Source organism: Pseudomonas sp. GM21, assembly GCF_000282215.1.
In the GTDB taxonomy this organism is placed as follows: Bacteria; Pseudomonadota; Gammaproteobacteria; order Pseudomonadales; family Pseudomonadaceae; genus Aquipseudomonas.
Genome location: NZ_AKJS01000152.1, coordinates 1 through 12,692, shown reverse-complemented (window position 1 = coordinate 12,692; position 12,692 = coordinate 1). Strand labels below are relative to the sequence as shown.

14 protein-coding genes are annotated in these 12,692 nt (G+C 59.1%); 7 read left to right on the top strand and 7 right to left on the bottom strand.

Annotated elements, in window-relative coordinates; genetic code table 11:
* Positions 1–117: 117 nt before the first annotated feature.
* Together PMI22_RS04750 and PMI22_RS04755 are read left to right on the top strand one after the other, a co-directional pair.
* Positions 118–1,425, top strand: coding sequence for an OprD family porin (locus PMI22_RS04750; protein WP_007948351.1), 1,308 nt, complete (start codon positions 118–120; stop codon positions 1,423–1,425).
* Positions 1,426–1,593: 168 nt separating this feature from the next.
* Complete coding sequence (locus PMI22_RS04755; protein WP_007948350.1) at positions 1,594–1,911, top strand: DUF2388 domain-containing protein; 318 nt, start codon at positions 1,594–1,596, stop codon at positions 1,909–1,911.
* 51 nt (positions 1,912–1,962) lie between these two features.
* Here PMI22_RS04755 and PMI22_RS04760 read toward each other — a convergent pair whose 3' ends face one another.
* A complete protein-coding gene (locus tag PMI22_RS04760; protein ID WP_007948349.1) occupies positions 1,963–2,892 on the bottom strand; it encodes a pyridoxal-phosphate dependent enzyme in 930 nt (309 codons plus the stop codon).
* A 135-nt stretch (positions 2,893–3,027) separates the two neighbouring features.
* On the opposite strand from PMI22_RS04760, the gene PMI22_RS04765 reads away from it, so the two are divergent.
* Positions 3,028–3,687 (top strand): methyltransferase family protein, encoded by a 660-nt coding sequence (locus PMI22_RS04765; protein WP_007948347.1) that lies wholly within the window; start codon positions 3,028–3,030, stop codon positions 3,685–3,687.
* Positions 3,688–3,794: 107 nt separating this feature from the next.
* Here the strand turns inward: PMI22_RS04765 and PMI22_RS04770 are convergent, their stop codons facing one another.
* Both PMI22_RS04770 and PMI22_RS04775 read right to left on the bottom strand, forming a co-directional pair.
* On the bottom strand, positions 3,795–4,463 hold the full coding sequence (locus PMI22_RS04770) for an HAD-IA family hydrolase (protein ID WP_007948346.1): 669 nt from the start codon (positions 4,461–4,463) through the stop codon (positions 3,795–3,797).
* An 89-nt stretch (positions 4,464–4,552) separates the two neighbouring features.
* The gene (locus PMI22_RS04775; protein ID WP_007948345.1) at positions 4,553–4,960 is read right to left on the bottom strand and encodes a response regulator; all 408 of its coding nucleotides are present in this window, start codon (positions 4,958–4,960) and stop codon (positions 4,553–4,555) included.
* A gap of 200 nt (positions 4,961–5,160) precedes the next feature.
* Here PMI22_RS04775 and PMI22_RS04780 point away from each other — a divergent pair, with 200 nt between their 5' ends.
* On the top strand, positions 5,161–6,102 hold the full coding sequence (locus tag PMI22_RS04780) for a class I SAM-dependent methyltransferase (RefSeq protein ID WP_007948344.1): 942 nt from the start codon (positions 5,161–5,163) through the stop codon (positions 6,100–6,102).
* A 17-nt stretch (positions 6,103–6,119) separates the two neighbouring features.
* Here PMI22_RS04780 and PMI22_RS04785 read toward each other — a convergent pair whose 3' ends face one another.
* A complete protein-coding gene (locus tag PMI22_RS04785) occupies positions 6,120–6,569 on the bottom strand; it encodes a cupin domain-containing protein (RefSeq protein ID WP_007948342.1) in 450 nt (149 codons plus the stop codon).
* 239 nt (positions 6,570–6,808) lie between these two features.
* On the opposite strand from PMI22_RS04785, the gene PMI22_RS04790 reads away from it, so the two are divergent.
* On the top strand, positions 6,809–7,252 hold the full coding sequence (locus PMI22_RS04790; protein WP_007948341.1) for a hypothetical protein: 444 nt from the start codon (positions 6,809–6,811) through the stop codon (positions 7,250–7,252).
* Positions 7,253–7,429: 177 nt separating this feature from the next.
* Here PMI22_RS04790 and PMI22_RS04795 read toward each other — a convergent pair whose 3' ends face one another.
* The 3 genes from PMI22_RS04795 to PMI22_RS04805 form a co-directional block, all read right to left on the bottom strand.
* Positions 7,430–8,365, bottom strand: a complete 936-nt coding sequence (locus PMI22_RS04795) for a Ppx/GppA family phosphatase (RefSeq protein ID WP_007948340.1) — start codon at positions 8,363–8,365, stop codon at positions 7,430–7,432.
* A 194-nt stretch (positions 8,366–8,559) separates the two neighbouring features.
* Complete coding sequence (locus PMI22_RS04800) at positions 8,560–8,910, bottom strand: BON domain-containing protein (RefSeq protein WP_007948337.1); 351 nt, start codon at positions 8,908–8,910, stop codon at positions 8,560–8,562.
* 52 nt (positions 8,911–8,962) lie between these two features.
* Positions 8,963–10,465 carry an aldehyde dehydrogenase family protein gene (locus PMI22_RS04805; protein ID WP_007948336.1) on the bottom strand — a complete coding sequence of 501 codons (1,503 nt, stop codon included), beginning with the start codon at positions 10,463–10,465 and terminating at the stop codon, positions 8,963–8,965.
* A gap of 372 nt (positions 10,466–10,837) precedes the next feature.
* On the opposite strand from PMI22_RS04805, the gene PMI22_RS04810 reads away from it, so the two are divergent.
* Both PMI22_RS04810 and PMI22_RS04815 read left to right on the top strand, forming a co-directional pair.
* Positions 10,838–11,353: an HvfX family Cu-binding RiPP maturation protein gene (locus tag PMI22_RS04810; protein WP_007948335.1), complete on the top strand. Its 516-nt coding sequence runs from the start codon at positions 10,838–10,840 to the stop codon at positions 11,351–11,353.
* Between the two features lie 55 nt (positions 11,354–11,408).
* Positions 11,409–12,107 (top strand): dienelactone hydrolase family protein, encoded by a 699-nt coding sequence (locus PMI22_RS04815; protein WP_007948334.1) that lies wholly within the window; start codon positions 11,409–11,411, stop codon positions 12,105–12,107.
* Positions 12,108–12,692 lie beyond the last annotated feature (585 nt).

The following is a 12,692-nucleotide window of genomic DNA, read 5'->3' as shown; positions in this document are numbered from 1 at the left end:
AATCGAGCTCCCGCAAACCCTGCGGGAGCCGTTTCGTGCCTCCCTTGAATCTGATCGACAGCATGCGCGGACACGTCCGCTCCCAATTCCAAACGACAATAAAACGGGGCGATTTACATGAGCAGCAAAAAAACGGCTGTCACGGTTGCACTGGGCGCCATTGCACTGAGCACCCAGGCACACGCTGATTTCCTGAGTGACAGCAAAGCCACCTTGGGCCTGAGAAATTACTACTTCAACAACGACAATCGCGACGGCACAGCCCCGCCTTCGAAAACCGAAGAGTGGGCGCAGGGTTTCATGCTCGATTACAAGTCGGGCTACACCGACGGCATGATCGGTGTTGGTGTCGATGCCTTGGGACTGTTGGGGATCACGCTGGACAGTGGCAAAGGTCGGCATGTCGGCAGCTCCATGATTCCTTCCGACACGGATAACCGTGCTGTCGACGAGTGGAGCCGGCTCGGGTTGATCGGCAAGGTCAAGGTCTCGAAAACCGAATTGCGCCTGGGTACGCTGCTGCCGAAGCTGCCCATCCTGGTGTCCAACGACGGACGCCTGCTGCCACAAACCTTTGAAGGTGGCCAGATAACCTCGGGCGAGTTGCAGGATCTGACCTTCACCGGAGGACGAATCGAACACGCCACCGGCCGAGGCTCAACCGATCAGACGGGTCTGGCCGCTACCGGCGGCACCCGTGAAAGCAATGCATTCGACTTCGCCGGCGGCGACTGGAAAATCACCAAGGACCTGACCGCCCAGTATTACTATGCCCACCTGGACAACTACTACACCCAGCAGTTTTTGGGTTTGATCCACACACTGGCGATCTCGGACGGTCAATCGCTGAAGACCGATTTGCGTTACTTCAAGACCGATTCATCTGGTGCAAACAGCTCGGGCACTCCAGGCTACAAAATCAGTGGCTACACCCAAGGCAATGATGGCGAGATCGACAACAAGACCTGGAGCGCCGCGCTGATTTACACCCGGGGTGGCCATGGCATCACCGCGGGCTATCAAAGCGTGTCGAGCGGCAGCAACTTCACGCAGCTCAATCAGGGAAGCCTGGTCAACAAGGGGGCCGGCGGTGCCAGTGTTTACTTGTACACCGACCGCCTGATTCAAACCTTCACCCGCGCGGGCGAACGCACTGCCTTCGGCCAGTACGCCTATGACTTCGCCGCCCTGGGAGTGCCCGGCTTGAAAGCGTCCGTCATGTACCTCAGCGGCGACGATATCAAGACGACCTCCGGCGATACCCAAAAGGAGTGGGAGCGGGACATTGCGCTGGACTACGTGATTCAGTCCGGCACGTTCAAAAGTGTCGGATTCGGATGGCGCAACGGCAAGTCCAACAGCGAGGCGGCCCGCGACCAGGACCAGAACCGCTTGATTGTGAGCTACAGCATTCCGTTGCTTTAACAGAGCGGGTGCGCAGACCGAGCCGAACGCAGCCGCGCAGGCTCGGCAGTCGCTACAGCACACTGTGGTTATAACGAAATTGCGGCGATAAGGAACTCCTGGCGACAGCCACGCATCCTAAGCTAAGAGGTACTTCCTTTTTGCTGCACGCTTTCAGAGGACACCGTCATGCGCCGACTGATTATTATCTCCTCCCTGATGCTGTGTTTACCCTTCGGTTCAGCGATGGCCAAAGTGGATGCGGAAGATGTTGCCACTTCAGCCGGGGTTTCAGCTTCGCTGTATTCGACGTTCAAGGATGACAAACTGATGATTCCCGCCCGGGATGACGCCTCGAGCTTTGTTGCCAGTGGCGGTGAGATTCGCGGGGTTTATCTGGAGTCGGTACTGAAAAAAATCCGTCAGGACAATCCCGGTCTCAATGCCAGCGATGAAGACCTGGCCCGAGCCATCCTGATTCAGGAAGGCAATGCTACCGGCCAATGAAGGCTGAAAAATAGCGGTGGGGCTTGTGACACAGGACTAGCGTTTCCAGCCCTACTTCGCTCGCTTACCGGATAGGCGCGCCCATCCGGCGACTAATTGCGCACTGACACTTACCCCGCCACAGACCACGATCACCACGTCGTGTGCATCGGCGATGGCTCGATGGTCCAGATACGCGACCGCCAATGAAACTCCGCACGCCGGTTCCACCAGTTGGCGCATGTCTCTAGCGAAACGAACAACGCCCATGATTGCGTCCTCATCGCTGAGCACCACGCACTGGTAAGCAAACTCCTTGATGTGCTGCACCGGCCAGGCCGCGACTTGCGCGGCACCAAGCGAGGTTGCCACGGTGTCGATGCGCGGCAACCTGACGGGATGCCCGGCGTCCACGGCAGCGGCAAAAGATGCGGCGCCCTCGGTTTCGCAGGCGATGATCCGGCAGTCCGTGCGCCCATGGCGAATCAACCCGGTGAGGATTCCCGCGAGCAAACCGCCGCCGCCCACCGATGTCACCATCACATCGAACTGAGGACACACCTCCAGGACTTCATCCACCAGCGTGCTGTGCCCTTCCCACAACACCGGATGATCGAAGGCCGGCACGTATTCGGTGTCCGCGTCTTGCGAGAGTTGTCTTGCCCGTTGATTGGCTTCGTCCCAGACCTTGCCGTGAACAATGACTTCAGCGCCGGTTTTGCGGATCCTGGCGCGGGTCGTCTCAGGGGTCGTGTGCGGCACCACAATGCAGGCGCTCAGCCCCAGGCTGGCGGCGGCAATCGCAGTGGCAAAACCGGCATTGCCGCCTGATGGGCAAACAACCCGGTGTTTTCCCTGCGCCTTGGCCTGACTGCACAGAAGCCCCATGCCACGCAGCTTGAACGAACCACTGGGTTGCAGGTTTTCCATCTTGAGCCAGATCCGCCGGGTCGGCGTCGAAAGGCCCCAATGCAGAATCAACGGCGTTTTGATGTGCAGCATCGCGAGTGTCCAAAAGGTGAACGGCTCTTATCCAAGCTTAGTTCACCCTGCACTCCGGCCACCGTTACCGAGTTGAACGCATGAGCAGCATCGGTTATCTAAACTGAACAGGACCATTTTTATGACGAGGTGCTCATGAAAATCTCCCCCGGACTGGCGATTTTCGCCATCGTCGGCACCCTCGCCTACCTGGGCCTGGCGGTGTGGGGGATGGGCGGGTTTGCGGCGTATTTTGCGCATGCGTCGCTGGTGGCAGTTGCCTTGGCAACACTGGTGATGACTGTGGCTTCGCTGTTCACCGAGGTCAACTTGAGTTCCGGCGAGCGCGAAGACCGGGCCAATCGTTGGGTGCTTCCGGCGTTCGGCGTGATCGGGTTGCTCAGCGGGTTCCTGCCAGCCTACACCGACCGGATCGACTTCTGGACCTTCGGTGGTGAAGGCCTGCGCTGGATCGGCGCATTGCTGTTCATCGTAGGCGGCGCGCTGCGCTTGTGGCCCGTGTTCGTGTTGGGCAAGCGGTTCAGCGGGTTGGTGGCGATTCAGCCGGGGCACAGGCTGGTCACCGACGGGATTTATCGGCACCTGCGCAATCCCAGCTACCTGGGGATGCTGGTGATTGCGGTGGGATGGGCGCTGGCGTTTCGTTCAGGTGTCGGACTGTTGCTGACCGCGTTGATGGTGATCCCGTTGATTGCGCGGATTCGCGCTGAAGAAGCGCTGTTGAGGGCGCAGTTTGGTGGTGAATATGACGAGTATTGCGCCAACACCTGGCGGCTGATACCCGGACTCTATTAACGAGTACAAAGAACCATTGTGGGAGCGAGCCGGCTCGCGATAGCCGTGGTTCAGTCACATCAATTGCGCCTGATCCACCGCTATCGCGAGCAGGCTCGCTCCCACAGTTAGAATTGTTTGAGGCGCAGATGGTGGTCGGGATTCACAGATGTGGTCACCGACTGATATCCGGCCAATGTGGCATGCGCCGTCTGAATCGGATGTTCATGCGTCTCGGTGATGATCACCAGATCCGCCCCCGCCGCTTCCGCCGCCTGAATGCCTACGGCGGCATCTTCAAAGATCAAACATTGCGTCACCTCAACACCCAGCCGTTTCGCCGCCAGCCGATACCCCGCAGGATCCGGTTTACCCTCGCTGACATCTTCGGCTGTCACCATGACTTCAGGCTCTGGAATCCCCGCCGCCGCCATCCGGCGCAAGGCCAGTGCCCTTGGTGCGGAAGTGACAATTGCCCATTGGCCTGTCGGCAACGACTGAAGGAAAGCCTTCGCACCACGAACCTCGACAATCCCTTCCACATCCTCGATTTCCGCCTGGGTTATCCACGCTGCCTCTGCCTCGGCATCTACCCCCGGCAAACCCTGGCGATTGACCGTGTCGATGGCGCGGGCACCGTGAATGGTCGGCAGGAAGGACGCGACATCCACCCCGTGGCGCAAGGCCCAGATCGTCCAGATCCGCTCGGCGGCGGCGATGGAATTGAGCACGGTGCCGTCCATATCGAACAGGAAGGCGCGATAGGCTGTATTGAAAACGGATGGTTGAGCAGACAAGGATCAGCTTCCTCTCGCAAAGGCCAGGCAGGCATGCCTGGCAATGTAGCATTTACCCGCGAGAGGGGCTCAAACGGTGCAATAACGTTTCAACTGACGGGCTTGGACTTCAAGGCGCCTTCGACGCAGTCCAGCAATTGGCCAAGTGCCCAAGGCTTTTTGATAAACGAGACTGAATGCCTGACACCGGCGCTTTGCGGTGTTTCGAAACCGGACATGATCATGATCGGCTTGTCTGGCCAGCGGTCGCCAAACTGATTGGCCAGGTCTGCGCCGTTGAGCGTGCCCGGCATAGTGATGTCGGTGAGCAACAAACGGACATTGTCCGCGTTCTGCTCCAGGTAGGCTGAAGCGGCATCCGCACTAATCTGTGGTTGAACCACGAACCCTTCGTCCTGGAGAATTTCGCAGAGAAACTCCAGGATCAGCGGGTCGTCTTCGACCACCAGAATCAACCCGCCAGAAACGTTCGTGCCTACCGTCGATACTGGCCCCATGATTTTGCCACTCCTTGATTACACCTAAGATTTTCGCGCTCTAAAACCGCTGTCTATCAAGTATGAGCAGCAGTCTTGGCGGAAATTCATTTTTGATATGCAGAGGCTACGAATCATTCTCGGCGTTTGGACGCTGGTACCGCGCGGGGCTACTTAATTGTGGTTAAAATGCCGCCCCCTCAAACTGCCGACCCTGCCCGATGAACTCAGACGCGCTTTCCACCCTCCACGCCCACCTGCTGATGGCCCTGGCAACGGCCCCCGCAGAAACCCGTCGGCTGTTTCACGGCCGTGGCCGCTGCTGGCCGGGGCTGGAGCAGTTGACCGTCGACTGGCTGCAGGGCGTGGTGCTGGTTGCGCTGTTCAAAGAGCCGGAACCGTCGCAGCTGGAAGATTTGAAACGACTGTTGATGCAAATCACCCAGTCACCCGAGTGGGCCCAATCCGGTGCACATACCTTATTGCTGCAACATCGCTACCTGCTGCAAAGCACCACCGAATGGCTGCTGGGCGAGGTGATCGATGAAATGACCATCACCGAGGGCGGCTTGCACTATCGCGTGGACCTGGGCCGCAAGCAGAACACCGGCCTGTTTCTCGACATGCGTTACGGCCGCGACTGGGTGCGGGCCCATGCCCAGGGCAAGCGAGTGTTGAACCTGTTTGCCTACACCTGCGGTTTTTCGGTCGCCGCCATCGAAGGTGGCGCCGAGCACGTGGTCAATCTGGACATGTCCAGCCCGGCCCTGAGCCGGGGTCGCGACAATCATCGACTCAACGGGCACGACTTGAGCCAGGTGAGTTTTCTCGGCCACGACCTGTTCAAATCCTGGGGCAAGGTGATTGGCAAGGGGCCTTATGACTTGGTGATCATCGACCCGCCATCCTTTCAGAAAGGCAGTTTTTTGCTGACCAAGGACTACCAGCGCGTGCTGCGTCGGTTGCCGGAACTGCTCAGCCCACAGGGCACAGTCCTGGCCTGCATGAACGACCCGGCGTTCGGTCCCGACTTCCTCATCGACGGCGTCACGCGCGAAGCACCGAGCCTGCGCTTTGAACAGCGACTGGAGAACCCACCGGAGTTCCCGGATGCCGATGCTGAATGCGGGTTGAAAGCGCTGGTGTTCACACTGGGGGATTGAGCCCGCTCCCACACTGCTTACTCCTCCAGTACCAGCAGCGGCGTGCCTTTCTTCACAATGTACGTCGCCAGCTCTGAGGCTTTTGCGCCACCCACATTCTTCGCCACATGCGCCGTGCCTGCGGGGATGTACAGCGAATCGCCGGCCTTGAGCGTGACCGGTGGCCGACCCTCCAGTTGATACTCAAACGTACCGTCGATGACGTAAGCGACTTCCACGCCCGGATGTGAATGCTTGGGTGAGACCACACCGGCATCGAAATCGACACGCACCTGAATCACCTCACGTTCGGCGACGTCCAGGTCCTGACGCACCAGGTCTGTACGGTGGAGCCCTGACTGCCAGTTTTTTCCAGGCTGCGCTTCAGGGCCTGCCTCGGCAGCCTGCGAAAAACTCGCGAAAGTAACCAGTGTGACAGCGGCGAGCGCAATGCCGAACCGGGTGTTGCGGGAAGTGATACGGGACATCGCAATTCTCCAATGATGACCGTCGATGCGGTGAGCTCATTTGAAGGGTGCGGTGTATCCCGCTTGTGTCGCATGACCCATGGTTTTGTATGCGAAGTTGGCTGTCGGCACCGGGGATACGTTGCGATACAAGTACCGTACGCCAGGACCGACTGTCCGAAGAAATGTCCGCCCTCCCCTGACAGCTAAAATTGACAGGGGGATCACTTCAACGCGTCCTTTCAAGCGGGAGTATCACGATGAAAATCGTATCTTCGCTGGCGTTGGTGGTGGCGGTCGGGTGGCTCTCCGGGTGTTCGACGGTGCCTGACAACCAGATCACCAACGTTCCTCTGCACGCTACGCCCGTCAATGTCGGGAATATCGCCCGGCCCATCATGATGCCCAATGGCAATACGACCGAGTTCTGGTTTGCCGTCAGCGGTGAAACCATGGGCAGTGCATTACCCGGTCGTTTGATGGCTTACATCTACCCCGGAAACTGTGCCAGTCTGGGTGCAAAACCGGCCTATGACATGAACGACGGACCCAATGCGCGGTTCTATTCATCGACATCGCTGCAGTACTTCTGGAAAAGCGCGCCGGTGCCTGTCGAGACACTTCGAGCCGGCGGCTATGTCTTGGTGGTGCAGCAAAATCCGGCCGATGGTCACCAGAACATTTTCTGCGGCAATCTGAGCTGAAGCCTTTGGTTTTCCCTGCGTTCCCGACTGCGGTGTGGGAACGCTTTTTTCAACGATCGCCACATGGAGGAAACGGCCAATTGTGACCACCCCAGAATTGATCGCGACCCTGAATCATTGATCAAACCGGACTTCGCACTGGGTGGCCTGGCCGTGGCTACCAAGCCGTTCGGGGGTTCAATGCCGGGACATCAGCCCATGCAGGACCCCGAACCTCAACCCCGCCTCCGATGGCGTCATCTGCGAGATCCCGAAGACCTTGAACGCCGCCAGCATCACCACCAGCCCACCCGGCAAGGTGCTCAAGCGATGGTTTTGCAGTCCGGCCAGTTTGAGCTGTTGGACATGCCCCACTTCCAGCAGGCGCAACGACAGGCGTAGCAGACCGCTGTAGGTAATACCGCTTTCGCCGTCGTCGTTCATCCCGTTGGCCTTGAGCACTTTGGCGAGCATCCGGGCCGTCCCCGAAGACCCGATGGCCTGCTGCCAACCCAAGGCACGGTAGCGCCGCGCCACTGTTTCAAATTGCTGCGTGGCCACACGCTCCGCCTCCAGCAGCGCCGGGGCGGTGATGCACCCACCGGAAAAATAGCGCGCACCGAAAGTGCCGCTGCCAATGGCAATGCTTTCGGTCAGCAGCGGCTGAGCGCCCTGTCCCAGAATCAACTCGGTGGACCCGCCACCGATGTCCACGACCAGTCGCATGCTTTGCGGGCTGGGGATCGTATGGGCCACACCGGCGTACACCAACTGCGCCTCTTCATGCCCGGAAATCACGTCAATCCGAAACCCGAGGTGGCGCTCGGCGCTGGCCAGAAACAGTTGCGCATTGTCAGCTTCGCGAACGGCACTGGTTGCCACCGCCCGCACCCGGCCGGCTTCAAAACCGCGTAATTTTTTGCCGAATCGCGAAAGCGCCTGCCATCCACGATCCAGCGCCATTTCATCCAGCGCACCGCCCTGAAAACCTTCCGACAGACGGACAGGTTCACGCAGGGTTTTCACCTCGTGGATCATCCATTTCTGGTTCCGCTTGACCGACTGTCCAATCATCATGCGAAACGCATTGGAGCCCAGGTCAATGGCTGCAAACAGGGAGGCGTCTCCTTTCATGGCGGGGATTCCTGGCAATTTCATCGGCTTGCGGAGGGAGTTCCGCTGGGCGTTCAAGATGGTTTGCGAGGATCCTGCCATGGGTTAGGTGACATCCAGATGACACCGCCGTTTTTTCTACGTGCTGAAGGCCAGTAGACGTCTCTGAGCAGCACTCCCGATTGACGGAAGCGCTGCTTTCAGGTGCGTCCTGGTCATTTGTCATCCGGTTTGGTTGACGATTGGGGCCGATGTTCAGCGCTTTCTTCGGCGTTGGGTGGTTCGGGATAACTGCCTGGCATGAACACGTGAGTCAGCAAATCCCTGGCATCGACGTCGACAACGCCCTGAACCGAACGTGTGATTGCGACCACTTGCTCACATTGCCGATGGGTGTTGACCCGACCACTCAACGCCACCGTGCCCGCATGGCTTTTAACGTGAATGTGCATGGCAAGGGTGGGCTCGGCCATGGCCAGGGCCGACTTCACCCGTGTCGTCAGCCATGTGTCGTGAGCGACCGCTTCCAGTTGATGTGAATACTGCTCGAAGGAACGAAGTTTCATGGTGTATCCCTCTTTCAGAACGAAGGAGCAAACACCCTAATTATAGTGCGCCCTAGCGTTTGACCGACAAATCCGTCTGCGTCATGCGACTACGCACGGTGAACACGCCGTCTCCCGAGAGAATCGCGCTGCGCGCGAACAATCGGCCGCTCTCCCAGTTCGAAAGTCCCAGCTCCGGCTTGTTCAGCGCGTACTGCCCGTCGACCCAGCGAGTGATGCCGTTGCCGACAAACGGGGCGTTGACCGCGTTGTAGAAACGCTCATGCGCAGCGTCATCCTCACTGATCAATGACACCGTGAACTGTGGGCTGTATCGATTGAACAAGGTAATAGCGCGGTCCAGATCGTCGACGATCATCAGGCTGACTTCCGGGGTTTCTTCCCACTCCCATTCGCGCCCCAATTGATCCTCTGGCAACGGTTCGGCCATTGCCTCGGTCCGGTAGCCTTCGGCGCGGTATACCTCGACGTTTGCACTTAACCATTGAGCCGGCAAATACGGCTCGCTGCCGTCGACAATGTGCAGCTTGCAGCCCTGGCCCCGGGCGCTGCCGGCCTGTTGCAACGCATCGAGAAACAGCGGCACCAGTTCAAAGGCGCGGTCGCGCTGGATCAGGCAAACGTTCAAGGTGTTGCAGACTTTGCGGTCCAGAGAATTGCGCACCACGGCGGCGAAGCGCGTTGCGTCGGCGCCCTTGTCGGCGATCAGCCAGGCGCCACCGGTACCGTGCAGGCTGACGGCGGTGCCGGCCTGTTGGGCGATGCTGCCCAATTGGCTGACCGCACGCCCCGAACCCCGGGCCACGGCCAGGGACAGACGCCGGTCGGCGAACATCGCCCAACCCGCCGCGTGATTGACGCTTTCGACCAGCGACACCGCGCCGACCGGCAATCCGGCATCGCTGAGTGCCGGATTCAGTGCATGGGTGACGATGGCCTGGGCGGTGCCCAATGCATCGCTGCCGATGCGCAACACGGCGGTGTTGCCGGTGCGCAAGACGCCAGCCGCATCGGCGAACACATTCGGTCGGCCTTCAAAGACAAACGCGACGATGCCCAGCGGCGACACCACTTGTTCAACCTTCCAGCCATCGTGCTCGACGCAACTAAGCACCTTGCCCCGCGAAGCGGGTGCATCGCGCCAGGCCCGGAGGCCGGCGATCATGTCACCACGCATACGTTCATCGGCCAGCAAACGCGTCGTAGAGCGCCCACGAGCCTTGGCGCGTTCGATGTCGTTGAGGTTGGCGGCCGCGATCAAGTCCCAGCACGCCGGGGTTTCCAGGCGCTGGGCAAACAGGTCGAAAAAGGTGCTGATCGCTTGATCCGACACCGCCGACATCGCGCTGAACGCCGCTGCCGCACGCTCGATCGCTACGCTTGCCGCGTGCTGATCAGCCACCGGAATCAGCAACAATTCGCCGCTGACCTGCTCCACCAGCAGATGGTCTCCGGGCTGAAAGCGTGCGGCCAGCTCGGGGCTGACCACCGTGACACGATTACCGGCAAAAGGAATCGGCGTGCCAGCGACTAGACGTTCGAGCGCAAGAGACATGAAGCGGTTTCACCATGCAGGGGGCGGCCGGAAAATGTATAGGAAATTTCCCGGAGCGTCATTCACCACTCTTACATGCTGTTCACTTAAGCCAACGCGAACCTTGTAGCAGCTGGCGCAGCCTGCGTCCGGCTGCAGGCTGCGCCAGCTGCTACAAAATTGGGTCGCTCCTTAAATGAACAGCATTACTCTCCTACAGGGGGTGTGCGCAGGGCTTGTATCAGTGTGTGTACAGACCTGTTCCTGACACACCCGGCCCATAAATCCCGCCCGCAACGACACATCGCAGATACACCTGCTTGATGAACTACGCCAGTCGATTGGCCAAGCCGATCAAAGCGCTCAACTCACTCAAGCTACGGAGATCAGCCTATGAACACTTCGCTCTCATCGGCCGTGAAAGGCCTGCACCTGAACCTCGACCGTGCCGGTAGCTGGCTCGCGCCCCTGACCTTGCGGCTGTTCATCGCCTGGGAATTTTTCGAGTCGGGCCTGGAGAAATGGAACGGCGACAACTGGTTTGCCGACATCCAGGACCGTTTTCCGTTTCCGTTCGACCAACTGCCGGCCACGCTGAACTGGGAACTGTCGATGTGGGCCGAGCTGATTGGCGCCCTCGCCATTCTGGTGGGCTTCGGCACGCGGGTATCGGCAATCAGTCTGATGGTGATCACTGTGGTCGCCACCGCTGCCGTTCACTGGCCGGCCGATTGGTCTACATTAAGTGAGCTTGCCCAGGGTTACGCCATCAGCAACAAGGGTCATGGCAACTTCAAACTGCCGCTGATCTACCTCGCCGCCCTGATGCCGTTGTTGCTCTCGGGTGCCGGCAAGCTGAGTCTCGATACGCTGCTGGCGCGATTTTTCTGGCGCCGTCACAATCGTTGAGATGCTACCGTGACAAGCTTCACTCTTCACCTCACTTGCGTAGACAGGAGCCACCATGAGCGTGACCACCCAATGGATCGACATCGACAGCGACGAAGGTACGTTCGGCGCTTACCTGGCCATTCCTCATACCCAACGCGGCCCGGGGATCGTACTGATCCAGGAGATTTTCGGTGTCAACGAGCACATCCGCTCGGTCGCTGAGCAATACGCCGCCGATGGGTATCTGGTGATTGTGCCGGACCTGTTCTGGCGCAGCGGCCACCACATCGAACTGACCTATGACGAATCCGGCTGGAAACGCGCCGTCGAGTTGATGAACGCCACGGACATCACCAAGGCGCAAGCCGATATAAAACTGGCCATCGACGCGCTCGATGACCAGCCAGGGCTCGATGGCGGCATCGCGTCCATCGGCTATTGCTTCGGCGGCCTGCTCTCGTACCTCACTGCCGCCAACGGGCTGGTGGAAGTGGCCATCGCCTACTACGGCGGCGGCATCCAGAATCACCTGGACCGCGCCGATGACATTGAAGTGCCTTTGCTGATGCACTTCGGTGAACAGGACAGCCACATTCCGCTGGAAGCCGTGGAGAAAATCGCCGAGCGTTTCGACACCAACGATAATGTAGAAATTGTCGTGTACCCAGAAGCCGAACATGGCTTCAACTGCTCGCACCGCGACAGCTACAACCAGCGCGCAGCGGCTGAGGCGCATGGCAATACGTTGATCTTTTTGGGTCAGGAGCTGTAGAAACGCCTGCCATGAAAAAGAAAAAGGCACCTTCATCGGGCGATGAAGGTGCCTTTTTTGTTGCGCACGTTTACCTGATCACAGTGCTTGCGGTTCAGCGGTAACGGCCAACTTCAGCTGGACAAGTGCGATGTTGAGCATGGCGGCTGTCCGGAAACGTGGCATGACGGGTTTCAAGCCATCTGAGCAAGAATTTACTCTGCCGTGAACTGCACCGGTAATGAAAAAATTACCCGGATGGACTTATGCCGATCAGTTAAGCCACAACGCGATCCGTAGCAGCTGGCGAAGCCTGCGTCCGGCTGCGCAGCAGTCGTAATACCTGAGTTTGCGGTCTTTCTGAAACACCGCATCGCCTGATTTAACGACTGCTGCGCAGCCGGACGCAGGCTTCGCCAGCTGCTACGGATCGTGTTATGGCTGATCGGCATTACCGAATGGTGCAATGGACTTCCCCTGCTTCCAGCGTTTTAATCGCAGAGGACTTTCAAGCACAACAAGGGACCACCATGCTCGACATTTCCATGCAGGACAGCGCCGCACCGGATGGCGTGTGCTATGGCTGGGGCAGCCGCAACCCTCACG